We start from the raw sequence: 21,312 nt of genomic DNA, 5'->3' as shown, positions 1-21,312 counted from the left end.
GGGGGGGGGGGGGGGGCCCGCCGGGGGGGGGGGGTGGGGGGGGGGGGGGGGGGGCCCCCCCCCGCCCCCGCCCGGGGGGGGGGGGCCCCCCCGGGGCCCGGGGGCCCCCCCCACCACGCCGTTGTCGTCGACGGTCCGCGGGTTCAGCTCAGCGGAGCACCCTGCGACTCCTGGGCGATGCCCAGGGCCGTGGTGTACGTGGAGACGACCAGCTTGCCGATGGTCGGGTAGGGACCCAACGCGTCGGCCGCGGAGCAGTCGGCCTCCTTGGCGGCGTCGTGCAGCACCTCGGGGGCGACCTCGGGACCGACCACGTACGGCGCGAGCGCCAGGGTCGTCGAGCCGGACGAGCGCAGCTGCTCGGCGGTCTGGGCGACCGAGCCCTCGATGTCCAGCGCGGCGGCCAGCACCGGCACCGCGAGGCGTGCGGCCAGCAGCAGACCCGTCACACCCGCCGCCTGGACGGCCTCCTCGCCACCGACGGTGGCCAGGATGATGCCGTCGGCGGCCGTGGCCACCGTGAACAGGCGGGCGCGGTCGGCGCGGGCCAGTCCGGCCTCGGAGAGGCGCACGTGCAGCGCCTCGGCCAGCAGCGGGTGAGGGCCGAGCACGTCGGTCACCTCGGCCGCGGAGCGGCTGTCCGCCACTGCCTGGCGGATCCGGCGCATCACCGACGGCTCGGGCCCGGCCAGCAGCGGGACCACGACGGCCGCGGGGGCCTGGTCGCCGCGCTCGCCGGCGGCCTGGGCCACCACGGACTCGAGCGTCGGGTACTCCTCGCCGTCGCCGTCGACGTAGCCGATGCGCGGGTCGAGACCGGAGAGCTCGATGCGGGCGATGCTGACGATCTCCTCCGCGAGACTGCGTATCGCGGAGGACGGGGTGCCGGGCACGGCGAGGACCAGCGCGGGGGCGCCCTCGGGCGTGGTCAGCGGCTCCGGGCGCCGGTGCCGCCCGGGCTGGCGGGGGCGGGGCATTCGAACGGGCAGGCCGGGTGCGGGCCCTTCGGCAGTGCTCATGGCGAGGCATGCTAGTGCCTTTGCGCGCTCTGTTGTTCGGGCGGGTCCATCGCAGGGGTTACCTGTCCGGTTCTGTCCCGATACGGTGCCGGGTCCGCGCACCCCGGCACCGTACGCGTGCCACGGTCAGCCGAGACCGCGCGAGTCCTGCTTGAGGGCGGTGTCCACGGTCAGCGCGGAGGCGACGACCATGCTCAGCAGGGGGTCCGGCAGCTGCCGGTGGATCTGCAGCACGTAGTTGTCGGCCGTGGTGAACATCGTCTTCGCCAGGCCCTCCCACGTCTTGGTGATCCGGGCGACCTCGGTGTCGGTGTGGTCGACGATGGAGAAGTTCCAGGCACGCCAGTTCTCGGCCTTGATCGCGCCGATCTTCTGGCCGTTGACCTCGAAGGAGAAGTTGATCTTCCCGATGGCGTTCTGCTGTACGATCTCGCCGAGCGTCATGCCGTCGGCGCGCTGCACGATCACCTTGGACTTGATGAACTTCGCGGGCCGGGTCAGCAGCAACTGGGGCTGCCCGTGGGCGTCGCGCACCTCCAGGCGCACCGACATGAACTGGTCGACGCTCGCGACGAAGCGCAGCACCTTCCGCGCGGTGCTCTGGCCGACCTGGAGCACCGAGCCGAGCTGGCGCCCCTGCTGGTCGAAGACGCTGTACTCGTTGCTCAGCTCGATGAGCTTGGCCTTCTGGTTGACCACCAGGACGGGCTCGCTGAAGAGCGTGCCCCCACCCGGGCCGGTGGGGGCCACGCCGGCCTGCTGCTGCACCTGGCGCTGGATGCGCGACGGGTCGGGACCGCCGTCGACGCCCAGCTCCCAGGGGTTGTCCTTGGGCTGCGGCGGGACCTGCGCGCCGCCCGCATGGGTGTGCTCCGTCCACTGGGACCCGTCCCAGTAGCGCAGCAGGTTCTGAGTGCCGTGCGGGTCCGGGTACCAGCCCGCCGGGGTGTTCGAATGCGTCGTCACCCGGGCAGAGTAACGGCTGCCTCCGTCAGGGCAGCCGCCAGTCCACCGGGTTCGTGCCCTGCCGTACCAAGAGGTCGTTGGCCCGGCTGAACGGACGTGAGCCGAAGAAGCCGCGGTCGGCCGACATGGGGGAGGGGTGGGCGGACTCCACGGCCGGCAGGCTCCCCAGCAGTGGCCGCAGGCTGCGCGCGTCGGAGCCCCACAGGATGGACACCAGGGGCTTGCCGCGCGCGGCGAGCGCGCGGATGGCCTGCTCGGTGACCGCCTCCCAGCCCTTGCCGCGGTGCGCCCTGGGCGTGCGCGGCGCGGTGGTCAGCGCCCTGTTGAGCAGCAGGACGCCCTGCCGGGTCCAGGGGGTCAGGTCCCCGTTGGAGGGGTGGGGCAGGCCGAGGTCGGTGTTCAGCTCTTGGTAGATGTTCAGCAGGCTGGGGGGCAGCGGCCGTACCTCAGGGGCCACCGAGAACGACAGCCCGACGGCGTGCCCCGGGGTGGGGTACGGGTCCTGGCCCACGATCAGCACCCGGACGTCGTCGAAGGGCTGCTGGAACGCGCGCAGCACGTTCGCCCCCGACGGCAGGTAGGTGCGGCCCGCGGCGATCTCGGCGCGCAGGAAGTCGCCCATTTCGGCGATCTTCCCGGCGACCGGCTCCAGCGCCTTGGCCCAGCCTTCTTCGACGATTTCGTTCAACGGTCGTGCTGCCACGGTGAGTCACTCTAGTGGCTCACACCGACACTCAGACCACGGCCGCCCTCACGCACAGCACATCGGGCAGGTGTGAGGCCACCGGCTGCCAGGTGTCGCCCTCGTCGGCGCTGGCGTACACCTCGCCGTTGCGGTTGCCGAAGTACACGCCGACCGGGTCCGCGTCGTCGGTGCGCAGCCCGTCGCGCAGGACCACGCCGTAGTGCTCCTCCGTGGGCAGCCCGGCGGACAGGGCCGTCCACGAGGCGCCGGCGTCCTCGGTGCGGTAGACCCGGCAGCGGTAGTCCGGCTGGTAGCGGTCGCTGCCGTCGTTGACCGGGGAGACGTACGCGACTCCGCCGCGGCGGGGGTGGGCGGCGACGGCGAAGCCGAAGTCCGCGGGCAGGCCCTTGCCGATCTCCGTCCAGCTCGCGCCGGCGTCGTCGCTGCGGTAGACCCCGCCGTGGTTCTGCAGGTACAGCCGGTCCGGGTCCTCGGCGTCCCGGTCGATCTTGTGCACGCACTGGCCGAACTCCGGGTACGGGTCGGGCAGGAACTCCGCCTTGATCCCGGTGTTGGACGCCTCCCAGCTCGCGCCTCCGTCGGCCGACCGGTAGACCCCGCCGGAGGAGACGGCCGCGATCACCACGTCGGCGTCGCGCGGATCGGTGAGCACCGTGTGCACCGCCTGACCGCCGAATCCGGCGCCCCACAGCTCCCGCTGCGGGTGCTCCCACAGGCTCCGCACGAACTCGAAGGTCACCCCGCCGTCGTCCGAGCGGAAGAGCGCGCCCGGCTCCGTGCCGGCCCACACCAGGTCCGGGGCGGCGGCGCCGGCGGGCTGGATCTGCCAGACGCGCTCCAGTGAGGCGTCCGTGTCCTTGGGGAACCGCACCGCGGGCCTGGCCGGCTCCTCCCAGCTGCGCCCGAGGTCGTCGGAGCGGAAGACCGACGGCCCCCAGTGCGAGCTGTCCGCGCCGACCAGCAGCCGGGGCACGGCCCGGCGCGTGTCGATGCCCACCGAGTACACCGCCTGCATGGGGAAGTGCGGGCCGGTCAGCTCCCACGTCCCGGCGCCGCCCCGCCGTCCCAGGAACAGTCCCTTGCGTGTGCCGATCGCGAGTACGACGTCGTCCATGACGCACCATCTCCGAGCTACGGGAATGTGTTCTGCATCACAGATTCTGCACCGTCCCACCGACAACGGGGGCCGCGGCGCGCCTCCCCGCCGCCGAAGCGTGCCGCGCCGGACCCCGGCGTGCGGTGTCCCCGTCGGCCAACAGCGGGGCGGTGAAGGGGATTTGCGCCACCGGCGGCCCGGCGCCGAGGGCTGGTACGGCAGCGGTCGAACTACGAGAATTCTCGTAATATGGGTGGATGCCCCCGCAGCAGCCCCTCACCGCGGCCGCCCCCGTCCCCGGCGGGAGGGTGTGCGAGCACCCCGACCGAGCGGACATCCGCCTGGAGGCCGTCCTGCACGCGTTCTCCGACCCCATGCGCCTGCGCGTGGTGCGGACGCTGGCGGCGCGGGGAACGGAGGCGGCGTGCTCCGAGGTCGGGTTGCCGGTCGGCAAGTCCACTTGCACCCACCACTTCCGGGTGCTGCGCGAGGCCGGGGTGATCAGCCAGACCTACCGGGGCACCTCCAAGATGAACGCGCTGCGCCGGGCGGACCTAGAGGCGCTCTTCCCCGGGCTTCTGGACGCCGTCCTCGCCGCCGCCGACCGGCAGGACGGGCGGCCCGGCGGGACCGCCGGCGTCGTCCGCGCCTGAACCGGAGCCGCCGGGCAGGTGGTTGAAGAGCAGGTTCAGCGCGATCGCGGTGATGCACCCCGCGCTGATCCCGCTGTCCATCACCGTCTGGAACCAGTCGGGGAAGGCGTCGTAGACCGTCGGGACGCCGACCGGCAGCAGCCCGACCGCGACCGACACCGCCACCACGGTCAGATTGCCGTTGCCGTGGAAGTCGACGGTGGACAACGTCCGCACCCCGCTCGCCGCCACCGTCCCGAACATCACCAGGCCCGCCCCGCCCAGCACGGGCGCCGGGATCGCCGCGACCACCGCCCCCAGCTTGGGCAGCAGCCCCAGCAGGACGAGGATGCCGCCCGCGGTCGCCACCACCCAGCGGCTGCGCACCCGGGTCATCCCCACGAGGCCGACGTTCTGCGCGTAGGCGGTGTACGGGAAGGTGTTGAAGACCCCGCCGAGCACGGTCGACACCCCGTCGGCGCGCAGCCCGTCCGCGAGCCGCCGTGGTTCCACGTGGCGGCCGGTCAGCTCGCCCACGGCGATGATGTCGCCGGTCGTCTCGGTCATCGTCACGAGGGCCACGACGAGCATGGAGGCGATCGCCGCGCCCTGGAAGTCGGGCGTCCCGAAGTGGAACGGCGTGCTGATCCCCACCCAGTCGGCGCCGCCGACCGCGCCGAAGTCGGTGAAGCCCAGCGGAACGGACGCCAGGGTGCCCAGCACGATGCCCGCCAGGACCGCGACGCGCGCGAGGGCAGGGGGCGCGAAGCGCTGGACCAGCAGGACGGCCAGGAGCACGGCGGCCGCCAGGCCGATGTTCCGCGGCGCCCCGAAGTCGGGCGAACCGACCCCACCTGCGGCCCAGTTGCCGGCCACCGGCAGCAGGCTGAGCCCGATGACCAGGATCACGGTGCCGGTGACCAGGGGCGGGAAGAACCGCAGCAGCCGTCCGAAGACGGGCGCCAGCAGGACCATCGCCACTCCCGAGGCGATGACGGCGCCGTAGATCGCGGGCAGTCCGCCGTCCTGGCCGATCAGCACCATGGGCGAGACCGCCGCGAAGGTGCAGCCCTGCATGATGGGCAGCCGGACGCCGAACCGCCACCAGCCCACGCACTGCAGCAGCGTGGCGATGCCGCACACCAGCAGGTCCGCCGTGATCAGGTAGGCGAGGTCGGCGGGCGGCAGCTTCAGCGCGCCCCCGACGATGAGCGGCACGGCGACCGCGCCCGCGTACATGGCCAGCACGTGCTGGAGCCCGAACGCCCCGAGCTGGACGGCGGGCAGGACCTCGTCGACGGGATGGACGGCGGGACGGTGCGGCGGCGTCGCCATGGGCAGCTCCTCGAACGCGGCGCGGGTGAGCGGTGGAACGACGAAGTGGTTGCCCGGGACCCTAGTGAGCGTAAACAGTTTGTTGATTGCGGAGGTGTTTCCCGCGGATCTCACCCCCTGGGGCGCGCGGCCGCCAACAGCCCCTCCCAGTCGGGGATCTTCACGGTCGCGCGGTCCAGCGACCGCCCCAGCGCCGACTCGGCGGCCTCGATGGCCTCCCATCCGGTCCACTCCACGGGGTCCTGCCCCAGTGCCCGCAGGCCATCGAGCGGATCGGCGTCCGCGGTGGGCCGGGCCAGCAGCTCCCGTGCGTCGGCGACCAGGGCCGCCGCCGTCTGCTTGGCGCAGGGCCGGTTGGTGCCGATCACGCCGGTCGGCCCGCGCTTGATCCAGCCGGCGACGTACTCGCCGGGCGAGGGGGCGCCGCCGCGCAGCACCCGGCCCTCCGCGTTGGGCACGATGCCGAGCCGGTCGTCGAACGGCAGCCCGACCAGGGGCACGCCGCGGTAACCGACCGACCGCAGCACCAGTCCGGCGTCGATGTCCTCGAGGACGCCCGTGCCGCGCACCCCGCCCTGCCCGTCCGGCGCGGTCCGCTCGAACCGCACCCCGGTCACCCCGTCCTCGCCGAGCACCGCAACCGGCCGCAGGAAGAACCGCAGATGGATGCGGCGGCGCCGGCCCGCCGCGGGCCGGGAGGCCCAGCCGCGCAGCACCTCCACATTGCGCCGGGCGACCGGCACGAGCCCCTGCGGATCGGCGTACGCGGGGTCGAGCGCCAGCTCCCCGGGACGGACAATGACGTCCGCGCCCGGCAGGTCGCCGAGCTCGCGCAGCTCCTTGGTGGTGAACTTCGCCTGCGAGGGCCCGCGCCGCCCCACCATGTGCACGTCCGTGACGTGGCTGTCCGCCAGGGCCCGCAGCACCCCCTCGGGCACATCGGTGTGCCGCAGCTCCTCGGCACCGCGGGCCAGGATGCGGGCCACGTCGACGGCCACGTTGCCGACCCCGATGACGACCGCGGAGCGGGCGTGCAGCGGGAAGCCGTCGGGAGCCTCGTCGGGATGGGCGCTGTACCAGGAGACGAAGTGGGTGGCCGCGCAACTGCCCGGCAGGTCCTCCCCGGGCACCCCGAGGCGGCGGTCGGTCGCGGCGCCGACGCAGTACACCACCGCGTGGTACAGATCCAGCAGCGCCTGCGGGGACAGCCCCGGACCGCCGACGGTCACATTGCCCAGGAAGCGGATCCGGGGGTCCTCCAGGACGCGCCGCAGCGTGCCCTGCAGGGACTTGATCTTCTCGTGGTCGGGGGCCACCCCGTACCGGACCAGGCCGTACGGGCAGGGGAGCCGGTCGAGCACGTCGACGGCGACGTCCGGCACCGACTCCTGGCGGGTCAGCGCCTCGGCCGTGTACACCCCGCTGGGACCTGATCCGACGACTGCCACACGCAGCACGGGCGCCTCCCCTTCGGCGAGGGTTGGGTTCACCTCGGCGGCCCGTGTGCCGCCCGGAACGGGCGGGACGGGCGGCCACGTCCAGCATCGCACCGAGTGACCACCGGGGGGAGGGCGCCGGAGCGTGTCGCGGTCCGGGATGTCAGTCCATGGCGCGCATCCGGGCGATCTCGGCGCTCTGCTGGGCGATCACCTCGTTCGCCCACTCGGCGACCAGGACGTTGCGGCCGTGCGTGAGCACGTCGGTGGCCATCGTCACCGCGCCGCGGTGGTGGGCGGTCATCAGGCGAAGGAACTGCCGGTCGAACTCCGCGCCGCGCGCCGCGCGCAGCGCCGCCAGCTGCGCCGCGGTGGCCATCCCGGGCATCGCGGCGTGGTCATGGTCGTGAGCGGTGGCATGGGAGCCGCCGTTGGTCTTGAGCCAGGCCTGCATGGTGTCGATCTCGGGGCCCTGCGCGGCTTCGATGCGCGCGGCGAGTCCGCGGACCTTCTCGTCCGAGGCGCGGGTGCCCGCGAGGGCGGTCATGACAAGCGCCTGCTGGTGGTGGGCGATCATGTTCGTCACATAGGTGAGGTCCGCCGGGTTCGGGGAGTCGTCGGGCAGGGCCTTCGCCGCCTCCTCCGGGGAGAGGGTGGTGGCCTTCTCGCCCGGCGCTCCCGGCGCGATGACCGAGGGCGCGGCGGACGCGGAACCGCTTCCGGAACCCCCGTCGCAGCTGGTCAGGGCTAGTACCAAGGAGGCGGTGAGGGCCAGCGCGGACAGCGTCGCAACACGATACGAGGAAAACACCAGTGCATTGTCATCTTTTGACGCGCACATGAGAAGGGCCATACTGCCGGGGTCCGCATGAAGTTCAACCGCGAACGGAAACTAGGAGGACGCGGTGAAGCGCTTACGTACAGCCCTCGCTCGCCCCGGACGACTGGCGGCCCTGGCGGCCGCGGCCGTCACGCTGCTCGGACTGGCGGTTCCGGCCCCCGCCACGGCCGACGGGAGCATCCCGGGTGTCGACGAGGTCGTCACGAGCGCCAACGTTCAGCACCTGGTCAACATACCCAAGCAATCCCTCGGGGGATTCAACACCGACCTGGCGTTCCAGGGCAGATACGCCTTCGCGGGCAACTACGACGGCTTCGTCATCTGGGACATCAGCCGTCCCACCAGCCCCAAGATGGTCAGCCAGGTCCTGTGCCCCGGATCCCAGAACGACATATCGGTCTCCGGGAACCTGCTGGTCCTGTCCACCGACTCCTCGCGCTCGGACAGCTCCTGCGCGAGCACGAGCCAGTCCGCGGCCGAGAAGTCCTCGTGGGAGGGCGTCAAGGTCTTCGACATCAGCGACAAGGCCAACCCGCGCTACGTCGCGGCCGTGGAGACCGCCTGCGGTTCCCACACCCACACCCTGGTACCGGCCAAGCGCGACCTGTTCGTCTACGTATCCTCCTACTCGCCCAGCGCCACCTTCCCGGACTGCCAGCCGCCGCACGACGGCATCTCCGTGGTGAAGATCCCGCGCAGCCACCCGGAGAAGGCGGCCGTGACGGCCTTCCCGGTCCTCTTCCCGGACGGCGGCAACCCGGGCGTCCCGCCCACCGACACCCAGGCCCGGGTCAGTGAGACCACCGGCTGCCACGACATCACCGCGTTCCCGAAGCTGGGGCTCGCGGCCGGCGCCTGCATGGGCGACGGCATCCTGATGGACATCTCCAACCCCGAGCGCCCGAAGGTCCTCGACCGCGTCCAGGACAACGTCAACTTCTCGTTCTGGCACTCGGCGACCTTCAACGAGCGCGGCACCAAGGTCGTCTTCACCGACGAGCTGGGCGGTGGCGGCGGCGCCGAGTGCAACACCGCGATCGGTCCGCAGCGCGGTGCCGACGGCATCTACGACATCGTCCGCAAGCACGGCAAGCCCGAGCTGGTCTTTCGGAACTACTACAAGATCCCGCGCCACCAGGCCGACACCGAGAACTGCGTCGCCCACAACGGCTCGCTCATCCCCGCCAAGGGCCGCGACATCATGGTCCAGGCCTGGTACCAGGGCGGCGTCTCCGTGTGGGACTTCACCGACTCCGCGCGCCCCAAGGAGATCGGCTACTTCGAGCGCGGGCCCATCTCGACCGACACCCTGACCCTCGGCGGCTCCTGGAGCGCCTACTACTACAACGGCTACATCTACTCGAACGACATCGCCAAGGGCTTCGACGTCCTCAAGATCTCCGACAAGCGCACCGACAGCGCCCGGGGCATCCGGCTCGCCGAGCTCAACGTCCAGACCCAGCCCGACTACCGCTGAGCGGTCCCGGGCAACGGCGTTCCGCCGGGCGGCAGGTCGCCCGGCGGAACGCCGAGTTCCCAGGGCAGGCCGTACCGCTGGAACATGTCGGCCCGCAACCGCGGCAGCGGCATCGCCGCGCCCGGGATCAACTGCGCGAACACCCCGCCCATGAGCAGGGCCCGCAGCATCCGGTAGTCCTGCTCGGGGTCCGCCGAGCCCCACGCCCGGACGGCGCCCAGCAGCAACTCGGCCAGGCGCTGCCGCTCCTCGCACTCGCTGAACCCGGACGCCTGGAGGATGCCGGCCATGTGCGCCCGCATGACGACCGGATGCCGCACGGGCAGCGCCAGGACGGCGTCGATCGCCCGGGCCAGCACCTCGCGGCCGTCGGCGGGCCCGGGTTCCCGCTCCAGCGCCGCGGCCAGCTCGGTGTGCATCAGCCGGTGTGCCGCCGCCTGCAGCAGCAGTCGCTTGCCGGGGAAGTAGTACGACACCAGACCGCGCGCCGACCCCGCACGGTCGGCGATGTCCCCGAGCGTCGTGGCCTCGAACCCGCGTTCCTCCACCAGTTCGACCGTGGCCTGCAGCAGACGTTCCCGTGAACGCCGGCGCATCGCTTCATTGACCGAAGGTCGCCGAGGGGACATGCTTTACTCCTGCGTTGACTGGCTCGGAGCCAATATACTCAGGGCTGACCGTGCGTGAGTGGCATGCTCATGCGGGTCACGGGGGTGAGGTGCACGTACCCGGCGGCGCGGGGGACCGCCGGGTACCGCACTTCCGCGCCGCCCGGCCCGGCGCCCTCAGATCCCCGTCACGCGGTCAGGTCCAGCACCGGCAGCAGCCCCGACGGCCGCTGCTCCACCGGCAGGTGGTCCACCAGGTGCACCGCGCAGCCCAGCGCCGCCGCGCCACCGTCCGCCCGCCGCTCGTCCCCGACCATGGCGACGCGCTCCGGCGGCAGCCCCAGCCCCTCGCACGCGATGCCGAACAGCCGTGGGTCCGGTTTCCGGACGCCGTGCTCGAAGCTGAGGACGAAGACGTCCACCAGCCCTTCCAGACCGTGCGCGCGGAACACCGGCCGCAGGTCCCACCCGATGTTGCTCACCACCGCCACCGGCACGCCCCGGCGCCGCAACTCCTCGAGCACCTCCCTCGCGTCCGGGTACGGCGACCAGGCGGCGGGCTCCATGTGGCGGTCGTACAGCGCCCCGTAGGCCTCCTCCCAGGGCAGCTCCGCCTCCCGCGCCAGCGCGGTGAACGCCGCGCGGTGGTGCTCCGCCGACAGGTCCCGTTCCTGCCACAGCCGCTCCAGCCGTGCCGGCACCCGCTCCGGCGCCGCTCCGCCCGGGAGCGCGCCGGCCCGCTCCAGGCGTTCCGCGTACGCCGCCAGCTCGGTCTCGCCGAGGGTGATCCCCAGCCGCTCCAGAACCGTGCCCAGCCAGCGCCGGGCGGGTTCGACCCGCAGCAGGGTGCCGGAGAAGTCGAACATGCATCCCTTGATGGTCATGACCGCCATCATCCCCGCCCCGGCTTCGCGGGCACACCGGAGCCCGGTGCGGGCCGCGTCACGGTCAGGAGGCGTCGAACCAGGGCTTCCCGGCCGCCCAGTGCCCGACCCACCCGGCGAACCCCGCATCGAACGGGCAGGCGCCCTCGCCGGTGACGTGCCACACCCGGCCGCGCTGCGGACCGGTGACGACGAGGTGCCAGTACATGCCGCAACCGTCCGTGCCGAGCACGATCGAGCCGTGGTCGAACACCTGGGCGCGCAGCGGCGCGAGTTCCTCCTCGGGCCGGTCGTCGTCCTCCCAGATCCACGCCGACGTCAGGGGGAAGGGGCGGCCGAGGTCGCGTCCGGCCGGGTCGTCGCCCCAGTCGTCCGGCAACTCCTCCAGGCCCACGAGCCCGAAGTCGGGAGGCCCCTGGAAGGAGCCGTCGGTGATGTCGGCGACGAACGTCCGGTAGGGCTCGGGCAGTACCACCCCGTGCCGCGCCTCGAAGGCGTGGACGGCCTCCCAGCCGAGCGCCGACGCGCCGCCGTCGTCGACGTCGAAGGCCGCGCGGAGCGCGGCGAGGTCCTCGGGGGAGGCGTGTTCGGTGTCCATGCCGCACATGGATACCAGCCGGTGGCGACAGCGCGGCAGGGCAGCCGCCCGGGTGCCTCGATCTCCCCTGAACCCGCACAACTCCCGGCCCCGACCGGGTCACGAGGACGTGCGCTCCTGCTCCGCGGCGCCCGTGCGCCACGGTTCGCACAGCGCCGCCGTACCGGTGAGGACGGCCGCCGCGAGCAGCCAGCCGCCCAGGACGTCGGAGGGCCAGTGGACGCCGAGGTAGACGCGGGTGAAGCCGACACCGGCGACGGACACGAAGGCGACGGCGCAGGCGGCCACGCCCCATGGGGAGCGGGCCGGCAGGCGGAGCAGCAGCAGCCACAGCAGGGCGCCGCAGACGAGCGCGGCGGTCATCGCGTGGCCGGAGGGGAACGCCGCGTAGGCCGCCGAGTCGACGGGGTCCGGCCAGTGCGGGCGCTCCCGGCCGACGAGGGCCTTGGCGGACTGCTGGAGGACCCAGCCCAGGGTGCCGGCCAGCACCAGCCACAGGGCCTGGCGGTTCTCGCGCCGTACGAGCAGCCACACCACGGCCGCGAGCAGCAGCAGACGTATCGTCAGCGGATCCCAGACCCAGTCGGTGAGGACGCGGTTGAGCCGGGTCCAGCCGGAGTGCCGTACCGCGACGGCGTGCAGCTGCACGGCGATGCCGCGGTCGGCGGCCAGCAGCGGCCCCCAGCGCGCCACGACGAGCCCGAGCAGCAGCAGGAAGGCGGCGCAGGCCGCCGCGCACTGGCTCAGGCACGCGGTGCGCAGGGCACGGTCGGGGTCCCGGACGTCGGACGGTGCGGGAGGGGCGTGCATGCAGCCGAGGTTACGTGAGCGCCCCGATCCCGGGGCCGAAGGCCACGAGCAACGGCACGACCGGGATGAGCAGCGCGCACGCGGACGCGCGGGCGCGGCCGAGGCGGGTGAGCCGCGGCGCGGGGTCCAGCAGCCGGTTGACGCGGACCGGGACCTGCGCGTCCGGTGCCGGGCAGGGGCCGAAAACGCCGCGGTCCTCGTTGAGTTCGACCAGGGCCAGGGCGGTGGTGAGCCGCCCGAACCGGCGTGAGGCGATGTCGTCGGCGGCGAGTTCGACGAGCCGGTGCACCTGGTCACGGAACGCGGCGAAGACCGGCACCTGCGGGAAGCCCGAGGCCAGCGCGCCGGCGCTGTGCAGGAGGACGTCGTGCCGGGCCCGCGCGTGGCCCTGCTCGTGGGCGAGGACGGAGTCCAGCTGACGCCCCTTCAGGCGACGCAGGGCAGCCGTGGTGATGACCAGTTGCGGCCGCGGGCCGGTCAGCCACCAGGCGTCCGGACGGTCGCTCTCCAGGACGACCAGCCGCTCGTCGGAGGCGGCGGCCTCACCGGGCAGCCGCGGCGAGCGGGCCCGCAGTTCGGCGCGGCGCGCCCGCTGCCGGGCGCCGGCCCTGCGGATCTCCCGGGCGAGCATGGCCGCCGTCCAGATGCCGCCGCAGGCCAGCAGGACCGCCAGATAACCCGCCCACGGCCCGTAACCGGGCAGTTCGTAGGCGTCGACGACGTCATGGGGGGCGAAGGCGAACAGTCCCTCGCGCAGCCAGGTCCACGTGGCGGAGGCGCTGAGGGCCATGGCCAGGAACAGGCACAGCAGGACCGCGCCGATCACGCACTGCCACACCCACAGGGCCAGCACCGGCTCCCGCTCGGGCCAGGTGGCGCGGGTGAGCAGGCGTGGGGCCATGGCGGCCGCCACCGCACCGAGCAGGAGCAGCGCGAGCGGGACGGTCATGCCGCCACACTATGAGGGCGTCACCGCACACGGGTACGTTATTCGAGGGGAAAGTGACGCGCCTCACTGCCGTCAGAGCGTCAGGAGCATGGCGAACATCCCTATCGCCATGGACACGCGGCACGCCGAGGCCAGTTCGGGCGCGTGCGCCACCGGCACGACTCCTCCCGCCGGAGCCGCACCGGCCGCTGTGACGGTGACGGGGACCGAGAGCAGCCGGACGCCCGCCGCCAGGACGTATATCGCGAAGTACGCCAGCAGCAGCCCGGTCGTCGCGGGCGTGCCCGCGGGCGCGTGACCGGCGTGGGCCGCGCCGCCGGCGGCACCCGCGGAGCCCGCCTCGGCCATGGCCACCGCCATGTAGACCATCGCCCCCGCGCCGACGGCATGGTGCAGATGGTGCGCGTCGTGCCGGGCCAGCAGCAGCGCGCGCACCGCCGCCGCACCGAAGACCAGGCCGAAGGCCGCGGCGACCCACTGCGGCGGATCCAGGACGGACACCGGCACCGCCATCACGGCCATGCCCATCCCCATCAGCGCCTCCGCACGCGCCACCCGACGCTGGTCGGGTCCGGTGCCGGGGCAGCCGCGCCGGGTGCGGAACAGGCAGTACGCCCCCGTGGCGGCGCCCAGCACCACGAGCAGCCAGGCCACCAGCGGCGGTCCGTGCATGAGCGGCCCTCCTTCGGCTCCTCCCCGGAGGATGCCCGGACCCGGCGGCGCACACTCCAGCGCACGGGCGTACCGGGGGAGCGCGGCCGTGCCGCCCCCGCTTCAGCTGCGGGCCCGCTGGGTGACCGCCACACAGACGAGGACCGCCAGCGCCGCGGGTGCGGTCAGCGCGCCCAGGTCCTCGCCGAGCAGCGCGGCCGCCCAGACCAGCGTCAGCAACGGCTGGGCCAGCTGCAACTGGCTGGCCCGCGCGACGCCGATGGCGGCCATGCCCCGGTACCAGACCATCAGCCCGAGGAACTGGGACACCACCGAGACCCAGAGCAGCCCGGCCACCGCCCGGCCGCCGAGGTGCACCGGCTCGAGCGCGAGCGCCACCCCCGCCGCCGGCACGGTCAGGGGCAGCGCTCCGACCAGCGCCCACCCGATGACCTGCCAGCCCGGCATGACCGAGGCCAGCCGTCCGCCCTCGACGTAACCGGCCGCGCAGACCAGCAGCGACGCGAAGAGGAAGAGGTCGCCCGTGGTCAGGGAGCCGCCGCCCTGCCACAGGGCGAAGCACACCACGACCGCCCCGCCCGCGACCGCGGCCGACCAGAAGGGCACCGACGGGCGCGTCCCGACGCGTACGGCGGCCAGCACGGCGGTGACCAGCGGCAGCGCGCCCACGACCACGGCGGCGTGCGAGGTGTCGGTGGTGCGCAGCGCCAGGGTGGTCAGGAGGGGGAACCCGAGGACGACACCGAGCGCCACGACCGCGAGCCCCGCCCAGTGCCGGCGGTCGGGCAGCGGCACCCGTGCGGCGGCCAGACAGGCCCCCGCCACGGCCGCGGCCAGCACACCCCGGACGGTGGTGGCGGACCAGGGGCCGAGCCCGGTGAGCGCCCAGTGCGTCGCGGGAAAGGTCAGCGAGAAGGCGGCGACGCCCAGCCCGGCGAGCGCGGTGCCACCTGTACGGCTCCCGACCGCTATCGACGGGGCGACGGTAGCGCTATTGTGTGCTGTCATGGCCAACGGTAGCAGTTCGGGAAATGTTGCGGACACCCTGAGAGATGAGCTCCACCGCTACTCGCCCGGCGAAAAGCTGCCGTCGAGCCGTGTCCTCGTCGAGCGCTTCGGCGTCAGCCCGGTCACGGTCTCCCGGGCCCTGGCCGCGCTCGCCGCCGAGGGTTTGGTCGTCACCCGCCCCGGCGCGGGCGCCTACCGTGCCCAGCGCGTCGCCGACGGCCCGCGTCCGGTCGACACCTCCTGGCAGCAGGTCGCCCTCACCGTCGAGGAGCACGGCGATTCCACGCCCAGGGTCGTCGACGCCTCCGGCGTGACCGCCAGCCTCGCCGTCCCGCCGCCCGGGGTGATCGCCTTCAACAGCGGCTACCTGCACCCCTCGCTCCAGCCCGAGCAGGCGCTCGGGGCCGCGCTCGCCCGCGCCGCCCGCCGCCCCGGCGCCTGGGAGATGCCGCCGCTGGAGGGACTGACCGCGCTACGGGCCTGGTTCGCGCGCGAGGTCGGCGGCTCCAGCGGCACCCTCGGCCCCGCCAACGTCCTGGTCACCGCGGGCGGCCAGGCCGCGCTGACCACCGCGCTGCGCGCGCTCGCCCCGCCCGGCTCGCCGGTGCTGGTCGAGTCGCCGACGTACCCGGGCGCCATGGCCGTCGCCCGCGCGGCCGGGCTGCGTCCCGTCCCCGTCCCCATGGACGACGACGGCGTGCGCCCGGACCTGCTCGCCGACGCCTTCGCCGCCACCGGCGCCCGGGTCTTCTTCTGCCAGCCGCTCTTCCAGAACCCCACCGGCGCCGTCCTCGCCGCCGACCGCCGCCGGCGGATCACCGAGATCGCCCACGCCGCAGGGGCCTTCCTCATCGAGGACGACTTCGCCCGGCGCCTCGGCCACGGCGCCGAACCGCCACCGCCCCTGGTCGTGGACGACCCCTACGGCACCGTCGTCCACGTCACCTCGCTGACCAAGCCCACCTCGCCCAGCCTGCGCGTCGGCGCCCTCGTCGCCCGCGGCCCGGTCATGGAGCGGCTGCGCGCCATCCAGATCGTCGACAGCTTCTTCGTGCCGCGCCCCCTGCAGGAGGCCACCCTCGAACTCGTCGGCGCCCCCGCCTGGCCCCGCCATCTGCGCGCCGTCTCCGCGGGCCTGCGCGACCGCCGTGACGCGATGCTCGCCGCCCTCCACCGCGAACTGCCGGGCCTGGTGTCCCGTGTCCGCGTCCCGGTCGGCGGCTACCAGATCTGGCTGCGGCTCCCGGACGGCACGGACGGGTCCGCCCTCGCGGCCGCCTCGCTGCGCGCCGGCACCGCCGTCGCTCCCGGCCGCCCCTACTTCGCCGCCGAGGCGCCGGCCCCGTACGTCCGCCTCAGCTTCGCCGACACCAGCGGCACCGAGGAGATCGCCGAGGGCGTCCGCCGGTTCGCCGCGGCCTGCTCCGAGACCGGCGTCGACGAGATGGGCACGGGCGGGATGGGCAGGGACGGGATGGGCAGGGACGGGGTGGCCCGATGACCGGCACGGACGTCCCCGCACCGGCGGCACCCCTGTCCGGCGTGCTGATCGCCGACTTCGGGCGCGTCCTGGCCGCGCCCTACGCCACGATGCTGCCGGCCGACCTCGGCGCCGACGTCATCAAGGTCGAGCACCCGGACACCGGTACGACACCCGGGCCTGGGGGCCGCCCCACGCGCACGGGGAGTCCACCTATTTCCTGTCCGTCAACCGCAACAAGCGCTCGGTCGCGCCCCGCCTGGGCGAGCACACCGACGCCATCACGGCCTGGCTCGACTCGTGACCGCGGAGCCCTACCCCCGGTAGCGCAGAGGGTGGTCCGCGGGGACCTCCACCACGCAGATCCGTACGGAGTCCGGGTCCTCGATCCACATCTCGATCAGCCCCCAGGGCTCCTTCACGGGCTCCCGCACGATCCGGACCCCGCGCCCGGCGAACCGGCGGTGGCACTCCGCCACGTCCTCGACCTGGAGCCACAGCTGGAGTCCGGGCGCGGGCGGCCCGTCGGCGTGCCCCGAGACCTCCAGGAAGCCCCCGCCCAGGAAGAACACGGTGCCGCGCTCCTCCCACGGCCCGAACTCGCGGTAGACCGCCAGTCCCAGGTCGTCGCGGTAGAAGGCGCGGGACCTCTCGAGATCGGTCGGCCGGAGCAGGATCCTGCTGCTCAGTACGTTCGTCACGGCCCGAAGCTACCCACGCGCCGCCGGGAAAACCGGCTGACACGGCGCCCCCGCGTCCGCGAGGCTGCCCCGCATGGACCACGGCCCCGGCGCGATCGCCCCGCTGTTCAGGACCTGCACCCGCTGCGGCGCCGAGGCCGGCTACCACGCCGGCGTCTGCGTCATCGACGGCGTGGCGCACTGGAGCGTGGAGGGCGCCTGCGAGGCGTGCGGGTCCGCCGAGGTGCAGTGCGGCCGCGACGAGGTCCCCGAGTACGTCAGCGCCGCCCTGGTCGCCGCGCACGGCGAGGTGGTGCTCCGCGCCGAGCCGCTCCCCGGCGCCGCGGGCGCGCGTGCGCTCAAGACGGTGCGCGAGGTGTTCGGCGTGCCGCTCGCCGAGGCCCGCGGCCGGTTGCGCGCGCTCGCCGGGGAGGGCGAGCGGGGAACGGAGCCGGAGACGGCGCTGCTGGCGGCCCGTCTGAGGGAGGGCGGGTTCGCCGTCACGTTGGAGGCCGGGGAACCGCCCACGGGCGAGGGGCGCTTCGTGCCCACCGCGCCCGGACGCCGGTGGCCCGCCAACCCGGCCGCCCAAGGCCACCCCGTCCGCACCGCCGCTCCCGCCCGCGTCGGCCGCGGCAGGGGCCGTCAGGTGCTCCTCGTCCCGGGGAGCCTGCCCGGGGAACTGCGCGAGCCGCTCGCCGACTACTTCGCGGGGGGCCGGATCCTCGTCATGGCCGTGAGCCCCGCTCCGGATCCGCTCTCCGAGGGGCCGTACGAGTACGTCCGCCTCGGGCGGGCCACCGACGGCACCTGGACGTGGGACCTGGCCTGGGAGCAGTGGGTGCGCCGGCGCGGGTGCGCGCCGCCCGAGGAGTTCGTGCGGCACGTACGGGCCAGGGGTTTCGTGCCGCCTCCGGACACGACCGGCTAGCCTCGGGACGAGCCGCCGCCGCAGAGAGGACACCCCCGCCATGGAGACCGCGCAGCCCGTCGCCCGCCCCGTCTTCCGCACCGCCACCCGTGAGGACGTCCCCGCCCTGGTCGCGCTGATCGAGTCGGCGTATCGCGGCGAGGCCAGCCGCACCGGGTGGACGACGGAGGCGGACCTGCTCGAGGGCCAGCGCACCGATCCCGAGGGCGTGGCGGCCGTCATCGACGGCGAGCGCAGCCTGATCCTCGCGGTCGAGACGGACGGCGTCGTCGTGGCCTGCTGCCAGTTGGAGAACCGCGACGGGCACGCCTACTTCGGGATGTTCGCCGTGCGCCCGGCCCTGCAGGGCGGCGGTCTGGGCAAGCTGGTGCTCGCCGAGGCGGAGCGGCGGGCCCGCGAGGAGTGGGCGGCGGACGAGATGCACATGACGGTGATCACGCAGCGCGAGGACCTGATCGCCTGGTACGTGCGCCGGGGCTACGCGCGGACCGGCCGCACCAGCCCCTTCCCTTACGGCGACGCGCGGTTCGGGCTGCCCACGCGCGACGACCTCGCCTTCGAGCTGCTGGTCAAGCAGCTCGGCTGACGGCCGCCTCAGAACCGCCCGGCCTCGACGATCCGCGACAGGAAGCGCCGGGTGCGCTCGTGCGCGGGCGCGCCGAAGACGTCGGCGGGCGTGCCGCGTTCGAGCACCACACCGCCGTCGAGGAAGCAGACCTGGTCGGCGACCTCGCGGGCGAAGCCCATCTCGTGGGTGGCGATGAGCATGGTCATGCCGTCCTCTTTGAGGTCTCGGACGACGCCCAGCACCTCGCCGACCAGTTCGGGGTCGAGCGCCGCGGTGATCTCGTCGAGCAGCAGCAGCCGTGGCCTGACCGCCAGCGCCCGGACGATCGCCACCCGCTGCTGCTGCCCGCCGCTGAGCCGGTCCGGGTACTCACGCGCCTTGCCGTCGAGCCCGAGGCGGCCGAGCAGCTCGTGGGCGCGCGCCTCGGCGTCGCGGCGGGGGGCGCCGTGCACGCGGCGCGGCGCCAGGGTGATGTTGTCCAGCACCGTCATGTGCGGGAAGAGGTTGTACGCCTGGAAGACCACGCCGATGCGCCGCCGGACCGCGTCCGGGTCGGCCCGGGGGTGGGTGATCTCCTCGCCGTCCAGGAAGATCGCGCCGTCGTCGACCTCCTCCAGGAGGTTGGCGCAGCGCAGCAGTGTGGACTTCCCCGAGCCGGACGCGCCGATCAGGACGGTGACGGTGTGCTGCGGGACCTCCAGGTCCACGTCCCGCAGTACGAGGGAGCCGCCGAAGCCCTTGCGGACCGACTCCAGCCGCAGGACGGGTGCCTCGGTCATACGGTGCCTCCCTGTGACTGGCGCCGGTTCATGCGCGCGGTGACCCAGTCGGTGAACCGGGTCATGGGGATGGTGAGTGCCACGAAGACCAGCCCGGCCACGACGTAGGGCGTGTAGTTGAAGGTCTGGCTGGTGATGATCTGCGCCGCGTAGACGGCGTCGATCACCCCGGCGATGGAGACCAGGCCGGTGTCCTTCTGCAAGGACACCAGGTCGTTCAGGAGCGGTGGCACGACACGCCGCACGGCCTGCGGCAGGACCACGTGCCGGAGGGTCTGCGCACCGCTCAGCCCCAGCGAGCGGGCGGCGGCGCGCTGGCTCGGGTGGACGCTCTCGATGCCCGCCCGGAAGACCTCGGCCACGTAGGCGGAGTAGGTGAGCACCAGGCCCGCGCCGCCCAGCACGACCGGGTTCGTGGGTACCCCTTGCAGGCGCAGCGCCGGGACCCCGTAGATCACCGCCAGCAGGCAGATGATCAGCGGCAGGCCGCGGAAGAAGTCGACGTACGCGACCGCCAGTGCCCGGAGCGGGAAGAACACCGGACCGCGCAGCGTCCGGACCACGGCCAGCAGCAGGCCGAGGACCAGCACGATCGCGCCGCAGACGACCAGCAGCCGCAGGTTGAGGAGCAGGCCGTCGAGGACCTTCGGCAGGGCGAGACGCGCGTAGTGGCCGCTGAGGAAGGTCTCCCGGACCCGTGGCCAGCCGGGGGAGCCCGTGATGCCCAGGTAGAGCACCGCCGCCGTGACCAGGGTGCTCGTCGCGGCGATCGCCGTCGCGCGGCGCGTGCGGGCCCGCCGGTGGCGCTCCCGCTCCAGGCGCCGCTGCGACGGCGTGTACGCGTCCTTGTGCAGTTCCTCGCCGAGCGTCACTTGAGCACCGGTGCGCCGACCGCGTCGGACAGCCACTGCTGCTCCAGCCTCGCGAGCGTGCCGTCCGCCCGCAGGGCGTCGACGGCCTCGGTCACGCAGGCGGTGAGCGGGCTGCCCTTGTCCAGGACGAGGCCGAACTGCTCCTGTGCGCCGGCGGTGGTCGCGAACTGCCCGACGACCTTGGCGTCGTCCAGTTCCGCGGAGGTGATGTAGAAGGCGGTGGGCAGGTCGACGACGATGGCGTCCACCTGGCCGTTCTTGAGGGCGGCGACGGCGAGGTCGTTCTTCTGGTAGACGGCCGCGGTGCGCTCCGGCTTGATCTCGTCGTTGATGAGGTCGAGGCTCGTCGTGCCGACCTGGGCGCCCAGCTTGACCTTCTTCAGCGCGGCGACGTCCGTGGCGTTCGCGGCCGGGGAGTCCTTCAGGGCGACGACGGCCTGGCGCACGTCGTAGTAGCCGGAGGAGAAGTCCACGGCCTTGCGGCGGTCCGCGGTGACGGAAACCTGGTTGATGTCGAAGTCGAAGGACTTGGCGCCGGGGGCGAAGGCGTTGTTGAAGGCGACCGTCCGCCAGGTGACGGCGCCCTTGTCGTAGCCCAGCCGCTTCGCCACCGCGTAGGCGACCGCGGACTCGTACCCCTTGCCGTTGGCCGGCTTGTTGTCCTGGAACCAGGGGGCGTAGGCGGGGTTGTCGGTGCCGATCGTCAGGACGTCCGCGGTACGGGTGTCCAGTTTGCCCGCCGCGCAGGACGCCCCGGCCGAGGCCGGGGCGGAACCTGCGGGCGACGAGGGGCCGTCGGAGGCGGAGTCCTCCTGCGGGGCGCACGCCGCCGCGGTGAGGCCGAGGAGGAGGACCGCCGCGGCGGAGGTGAGGCGCGCGGGTACCCGGAGGGCGAATGCGGTACGCATGGCGGGACATTGGCACCGCCGGGCGCCGGATGTCCACGACATCGTGGCCGGATCCCG

Annotated in this window: 23 protein-coding genes and 1 pseudogene; 6 read left to right on the top strand and 18 right to left on the bottom strand. The window is 73.7% G+C overall.

Going from position 1 to position 21,312, the window contains the following annotated elements:
- Positions 1-143 precede the first annotated feature (143 nt).
- From ACFYYN_RS27345 to ACFYYN_RS27330, 4 genes are all read right to left on the bottom strand, one after another.
- Positions 144-1,019, bottom strand: coding sequence for a sirohydrochlorin chelatase (locus ACFYYN_RS27345; protein WP_500323291.1), 876 nt, complete (start codon positions 1,017-1,019; stop codon positions 144-146).
- Positions 1,020-1,145: 126 nt separating this feature from the next.
- Positions 1,146-1,985: an LURP-one-related family protein gene (locus ACFYYN_RS27340; protein ID WP_499515494.1), complete on the bottom strand. Its 840-nt coding sequence runs from the start codon at positions 1,983-1,985 to the stop codon at positions 1,146-1,148.
- A gap of 25 nt (positions 1,986-2,010) precedes the next feature.
- Positions 2,011-2,688 carry a uracil-DNA glycosylase gene (locus tag ACFYYN_RS27335; RefSeq protein WP_500547874.1) on the bottom strand — a complete coding sequence of 226 codons (678 nt, stop codon included), beginning with the start codon at positions 2,686-2,688 and terminating at the stop codon, positions 2,011-2,013.
- 31 nt (positions 2,689-2,719) lie between these two features.
- Positions 2,720-3,805 (bottom strand): sialidase family protein, encoded by a 1,086-nt coding sequence (locus ACFYYN_RS27330; RefSeq protein ID WP_500547873.1) that lies wholly within the window; start codon positions 3,803-3,805, stop codon positions 2,720-2,722.
- Between the two features lie 239 nt (positions 3,806-4,044).
- Between ACFYYN_RS27330 and ACFYYN_RS27325 the strand changes: the two genes are divergently transcribed.
- Complete coding sequence (locus ACFYYN_RS27325) at positions 4,045-4,440, top strand: ArsR/SmtB family transcription factor (protein WP_500547872.1); 396 nt, start codon at positions 4,045-4,047, stop codon at positions 4,438-4,440.
- On the opposite strand, the gene ACFYYN_RS27320 is transcribed toward ACFYYN_RS27325, so the two are convergent.
- The 3 genes from ACFYYN_RS27320 to ACFYYN_RS27310 all read right to left on the bottom strand — a co-directional run bounded on the left by ACFYYN_RS27320 (position 4,342) and on the right by ACFYYN_RS27310 (position 8,031).
- Positions 4,342-5,754 (bottom strand): nucleobase:cation symporter-2 family protein, encoded by a 1,413-nt coding sequence (locus tag ACFYYN_RS27320; protein WP_500547871.1) that lies wholly within the window; start codon positions 5,752-5,754, stop codon positions 4,342-4,344. The two genes, ACFYYN_RS27325 and ACFYYN_RS27320, sit on opposite strands and share 99 nt — an antisense overlap.
- 110 nt (positions 5,755-5,864) lie before the next feature.
- On the bottom strand, positions 5,865-7,211 hold the full coding sequence (locus ACFYYN_RS27315) for an FAD-dependent oxidoreductase (protein ID WP_500547870.1): 1,347 nt from the start codon (positions 7,209-7,211) through the stop codon (positions 5,865-5,867).
- A 142-nt stretch (positions 7,212-7,353) separates the two neighbouring features.
- Complete coding sequence (locus tag ACFYYN_RS27310) at positions 7,354-8,031, bottom strand: DUF305 domain-containing protein (RefSeq protein ID WP_500323298.1); 678 nt, start codon at positions 8,029-8,031, stop codon at positions 7,354-7,356.
- A 112-nt stretch (positions 8,032-8,143) separates the two neighbouring features.
- On the opposite strand from ACFYYN_RS27310, the gene ACFYYN_RS27305 reads away from it, so the two are divergent.
- Positions 8,144-9,508 (top strand): LVIVD repeat-containing protein, encoded by a 1,365-nt coding sequence (locus tag ACFYYN_RS27305; RefSeq protein ID WP_500323416.1) that lies wholly within the window; start codon positions 8,144-8,146, stop codon positions 9,506-9,508.
- Here the strand turns inward: ACFYYN_RS27305 and ACFYYN_RS27300 are convergent.
- The 7 genes from ACFYYN_RS27300 to ACFYYN_RS27270 form a co-directional block, all read right to left on the bottom strand.
- Positions 9,499-10,137: a TetR/AcrR family transcriptional regulator gene (locus ACFYYN_RS27300; protein WP_499515501.1), complete on the bottom strand. Its 639-nt coding sequence runs from the start codon at positions 10,135-10,137 to the stop codon at positions 9,499-9,501. The two genes, ACFYYN_RS27305 and ACFYYN_RS27300, sit on opposite strands and share 10 nt — an antisense overlap.
- A gap of 167 nt (positions 10,138-10,304) precedes the next feature.
- Entirely contained in the window at positions 10,305-11,000 is a 696-nt protein-coding gene (locus ACFYYN_RS27295) for an HAD family hydrolase (RefSeq protein ID WP_500547869.1), read from the bottom strand.
- 64 nt (positions 11,001-11,064) lie between these two features.
- A complete protein-coding gene (locus ACFYYN_RS27290) occupies positions 11,065-11,598 on the bottom strand; it encodes an SMI1/KNR4 family protein (protein ID WP_500547868.1) in 534 nt (177 codons plus the stop codon).
- 99 nt (positions 11,599-11,697) lie between these two features.
- The gene (locus ACFYYN_RS27285) at positions 11,698-12,408 is read right to left on the bottom strand and encodes a phosphatase PAP2 family protein (protein ID WP_500547867.1); all 711 of its coding nucleotides are present in this window, start codon (positions 12,406-12,408) and stop codon (positions 11,698-11,700) included.
- 10 nt (positions 12,409-12,418) lie between these two features.
- A complete protein-coding gene (locus ACFYYN_RS27280; protein ID WP_499515505.1) occupies positions 12,419-13,357 on the bottom strand; it encodes a M56 family metallopeptidase in 939 nt (312 codons plus the stop codon).
- Positions 13,358-13,429: 72 nt separating this feature from the next.
- The gene (locus ACFYYN_RS27275) at positions 13,430-14,029 is read right to left on the bottom strand and encodes a DUF5134 domain-containing protein (protein ID WP_500547866.1); all 600 of its coding nucleotides are present in this window, start codon (positions 14,027-14,029) and stop codon (positions 13,430-13,432) included.
- Between the two features lie 102 nt (positions 14,030-14,131).
- A complete protein-coding gene (locus ACFYYN_RS27270; RefSeq protein WP_500547865.1) occupies positions 14,132-15,037 on the bottom strand; it encodes a DMT family transporter in 906 nt (301 codons plus the stop codon).
- Between ACFYYN_RS27270 and ACFYYN_RS27265 the strand changes: the two genes are divergently transcribed.
- Both ACFYYN_RS27265 and ACFYYN_RS27260 read left to right on the top strand, forming a co-directional pair.
- Positions 15,036-16,538 (top strand): aminotransferase-like domain-containing protein, encoded by a 1,503-nt coding sequence (locus ACFYYN_RS27265; RefSeq protein WP_500547864.1) that lies wholly within the window; start codon positions 15,036-15,038, stop codon positions 16,536-16,538. The two genes, ACFYYN_RS27270 and ACFYYN_RS27265, sit on opposite strands and share 2 nt — an antisense overlap.
- Positions 16,535-16,770 (top strand): annotated as a pseudogene (locus tag ACFYYN_RS27260) (CoA transferase); the annotation flags it as partial. The gene ACFYYN_RS27265 and the pseudogene ACFYYN_RS27260, both read left to right, overlap by 4 nt.
- Positions 16,771-16,831: 61 nt before the next feature.
- On the opposite strand, the gene ACFYYN_RS27255 reads toward ACFYYN_RS27260, so the two are convergent.
- Positions 16,832-17,218, bottom strand: a complete 387-nt coding sequence (locus ACFYYN_RS27255) for a VOC family protein (RefSeq protein WP_499515509.1) — start codon at positions 17,216-17,218, stop codon at positions 16,832-16,834.
- Between the two features lie 73 nt (positions 17,219-17,291).
- Here ACFYYN_RS27255 and ACFYYN_RS27250 point away from each other — a divergent pair, with 73 nt between their 5' ends.
- Positions 17,292-18,128, top strand: a complete 837-nt coding sequence (locus ACFYYN_RS27250) for a hypothetical protein (RefSeq protein ID WP_500547863.1) — start codon at positions 17,292-17,294, stop codon at positions 18,126-18,128.
- A gap of 40 nt (positions 18,129-18,168) precedes the next feature.
- Positions 18,169-18,714, top strand: a complete 546-nt coding sequence (locus ACFYYN_RS27245) for a GNAT family N-acetyltransferase (RefSeq protein ID WP_500323313.1) — start codon at positions 18,169-18,171, stop codon at positions 18,712-18,714.
- A gap of 8 nt (positions 18,715-18,722) precedes the next feature.
- On the opposite strand, the gene ACFYYN_RS27240 is transcribed toward ACFYYN_RS27245, so the two are convergent.
- The 3 genes from ACFYYN_RS27240 to ACFYYN_RS27230 are packed head-to-tail and all read right to left on the bottom strand — an operon-like array spanning position 18,723 to position 21,255.
- Entirely contained in the window at positions 18,723-19,475 is a 753-nt protein-coding gene (locus tag ACFYYN_RS27240; protein WP_500323315.1) for an amino acid ABC transporter ATP-binding protein, read from the bottom strand.
- Positions 19,472-20,347, bottom strand: a complete 876-nt coding sequence (locus ACFYYN_RS27235) for an amino acid ABC transporter permease (RefSeq protein WP_500323316.1) — start codon at positions 20,345-20,347, stop codon at positions 19,472-19,474. Before ACFYYN_RS27235 ends, ACFYYN_RS27240 begins: the two co-directional genes overlap by 4 nt.
- The gene (locus ACFYYN_RS27230; protein WP_500323317.1) at positions 20,344-21,255 is read right to left on the bottom strand and encodes an ABC transporter substrate-binding protein; all 912 of its coding nucleotides are present in this window, start codon (positions 21,253-21,255) and stop codon (positions 20,344-20,346) included. The genes ACFYYN_RS27235 and ACFYYN_RS27230 overlap by 4 nt, the downstream gene beginning before the upstream one ends.
- Positions 21,256-21,312: the final 57 nt, after the last annotated feature.

Source organism: Streptomyces sp. NPDC001902, from assembly GCF_042891295.1.
Classification (GTDB): Bacteria; Actinomycetota; Actinomycetes; order Streptomycetales; family Streptomycetaceae; genus Actinacidiphila.
This window is presented reverse-complemented; position numbering and strand designations above follow the sequence as displayed.

What these genes read in the sequence shown, in the direction of transcription:
- ACFYYN_RS27345 (WP_500323291.1), bottom strand. Translation starts at nt 1,019, where the DNA reads ATGAGCACTGCCGAAGGGCCCGCACCCGGCCTGCCCGTTCGAATGCCC.
- ACFYYN_RS27330 (WP_500547873.1), bottom strand. Translation starts at nt 3,805, where the DNA reads ATGGACGACGTCGTACTCGCGATCGGCACACGCAAGGGACTGTTCCTG.
- ACFYYN_RS27325 (WP_500547872.1), top strand. Translation starts at nt 4,045, where the DNA reads ATGCCCCCGCAGCAGCCCCTCACCGCGGCCGCCCCCGTCCCCGGCGGG.
- ACFYYN_RS27320 (WP_500547871.1), bottom strand. Translation starts at nt 5,754, where the DNA reads ATGGCGACGCCGCCGCACCGTCCCGCCGTCCATCCCGTCGACGAGGTC.
- ACFYYN_RS27310 (WP_500323298.1), bottom strand. Translation starts at nt 8,031, where the DNA reads ATGTGCGCGTCAAAAGATGACAATGCACTGGTGTTTTCCTCGTATCGT.
- ACFYYN_RS27300 (WP_499515501.1), bottom strand. Translation starts at nt 10,137, where the DNA reads ATGTCCCCTCGGCGACCTTCGGTCAATGAAGCGATGCGCCGGCGTTCA.
- ACFYYN_RS27295 (WP_500547869.1), bottom strand. Translation starts at nt 11,000, where the DNA reads ATGACCATCAAGGGATGCATGTTCGACTTCTCCGGCACCCTGCTGCGG.
- ACFYYN_RS27290 (WP_500547868.1), bottom strand. Translation starts at nt 11,598, where the DNA reads ATGGACACCGAACACGCCTCCCCCGAGGACCTCGCCGCGCTCCGCGCG.
- ACFYYN_RS27285 (WP_500547867.1), bottom strand. Translation starts at nt 12,408, where the DNA reads ATGCACGCCCCTCCCGCACCGTCCGACGTCCGGGACCCCGACCGTGCC.
- ACFYYN_RS27280 (WP_499515505.1), bottom strand. Translation starts at nt 13,357, where the DNA reads ATGACCGTCCCGCTCGCGCTGCTCCTGCTCGGTGCGGTGGCGGCCGCC.
- ACFYYN_RS27275 (WP_500547866.1), bottom strand. Translation starts at nt 14,029, where the DNA reads ATGCACGGACCGCCGCTGGTGGCCTGGCTGCTCGTGGTGCTGGGCGCC.
- ACFYYN_RS27265 (WP_500547864.1), top strand. Translation starts at nt 15,036, where the DNA reads ATGGCCAACGGTAGCAGTTCGGGAAATGTTGCGGACACCCTGAGAGAT.
- ACFYYN_RS27270 (WP_500547865.1), bottom strand. Translation starts at nt 15,037, where the DNA reads ATGACAGCACACAATAGCGCTACCGTCGCCCCGTCGATAGCGGTCGGG.
- ACFYYN_RS27250 (WP_500547863.1), top strand. Translation starts at nt 17,292, where the DNA reads ATGGACCACGGCCCCGGCGCGATCGCCCCGCTGTTCAGGACCTGCACC.
- ACFYYN_RS27245 (WP_500323313.1), top strand. Translation starts at nt 18,169, where the DNA reads ATGGAGACCGCGCAGCCCGTCGCCCGCCCCGTCTTCCGCACCGCCACC.
- ACFYYN_RS27240 (WP_500323315.1), bottom strand. Translation starts at nt 19,475, where the DNA reads ATGACCGAGGCACCCGTCCTGCGGCTGGAGTCGGTCCGCAAGGGCTTC.
- ACFYYN_RS27230 (WP_500323317.1), bottom strand. Translation starts at nt 21,255, where the DNA reads ATGCGTACCGCATTCGCCCTCCGGGTACCCGCGCGCCTCACCTCCGCC.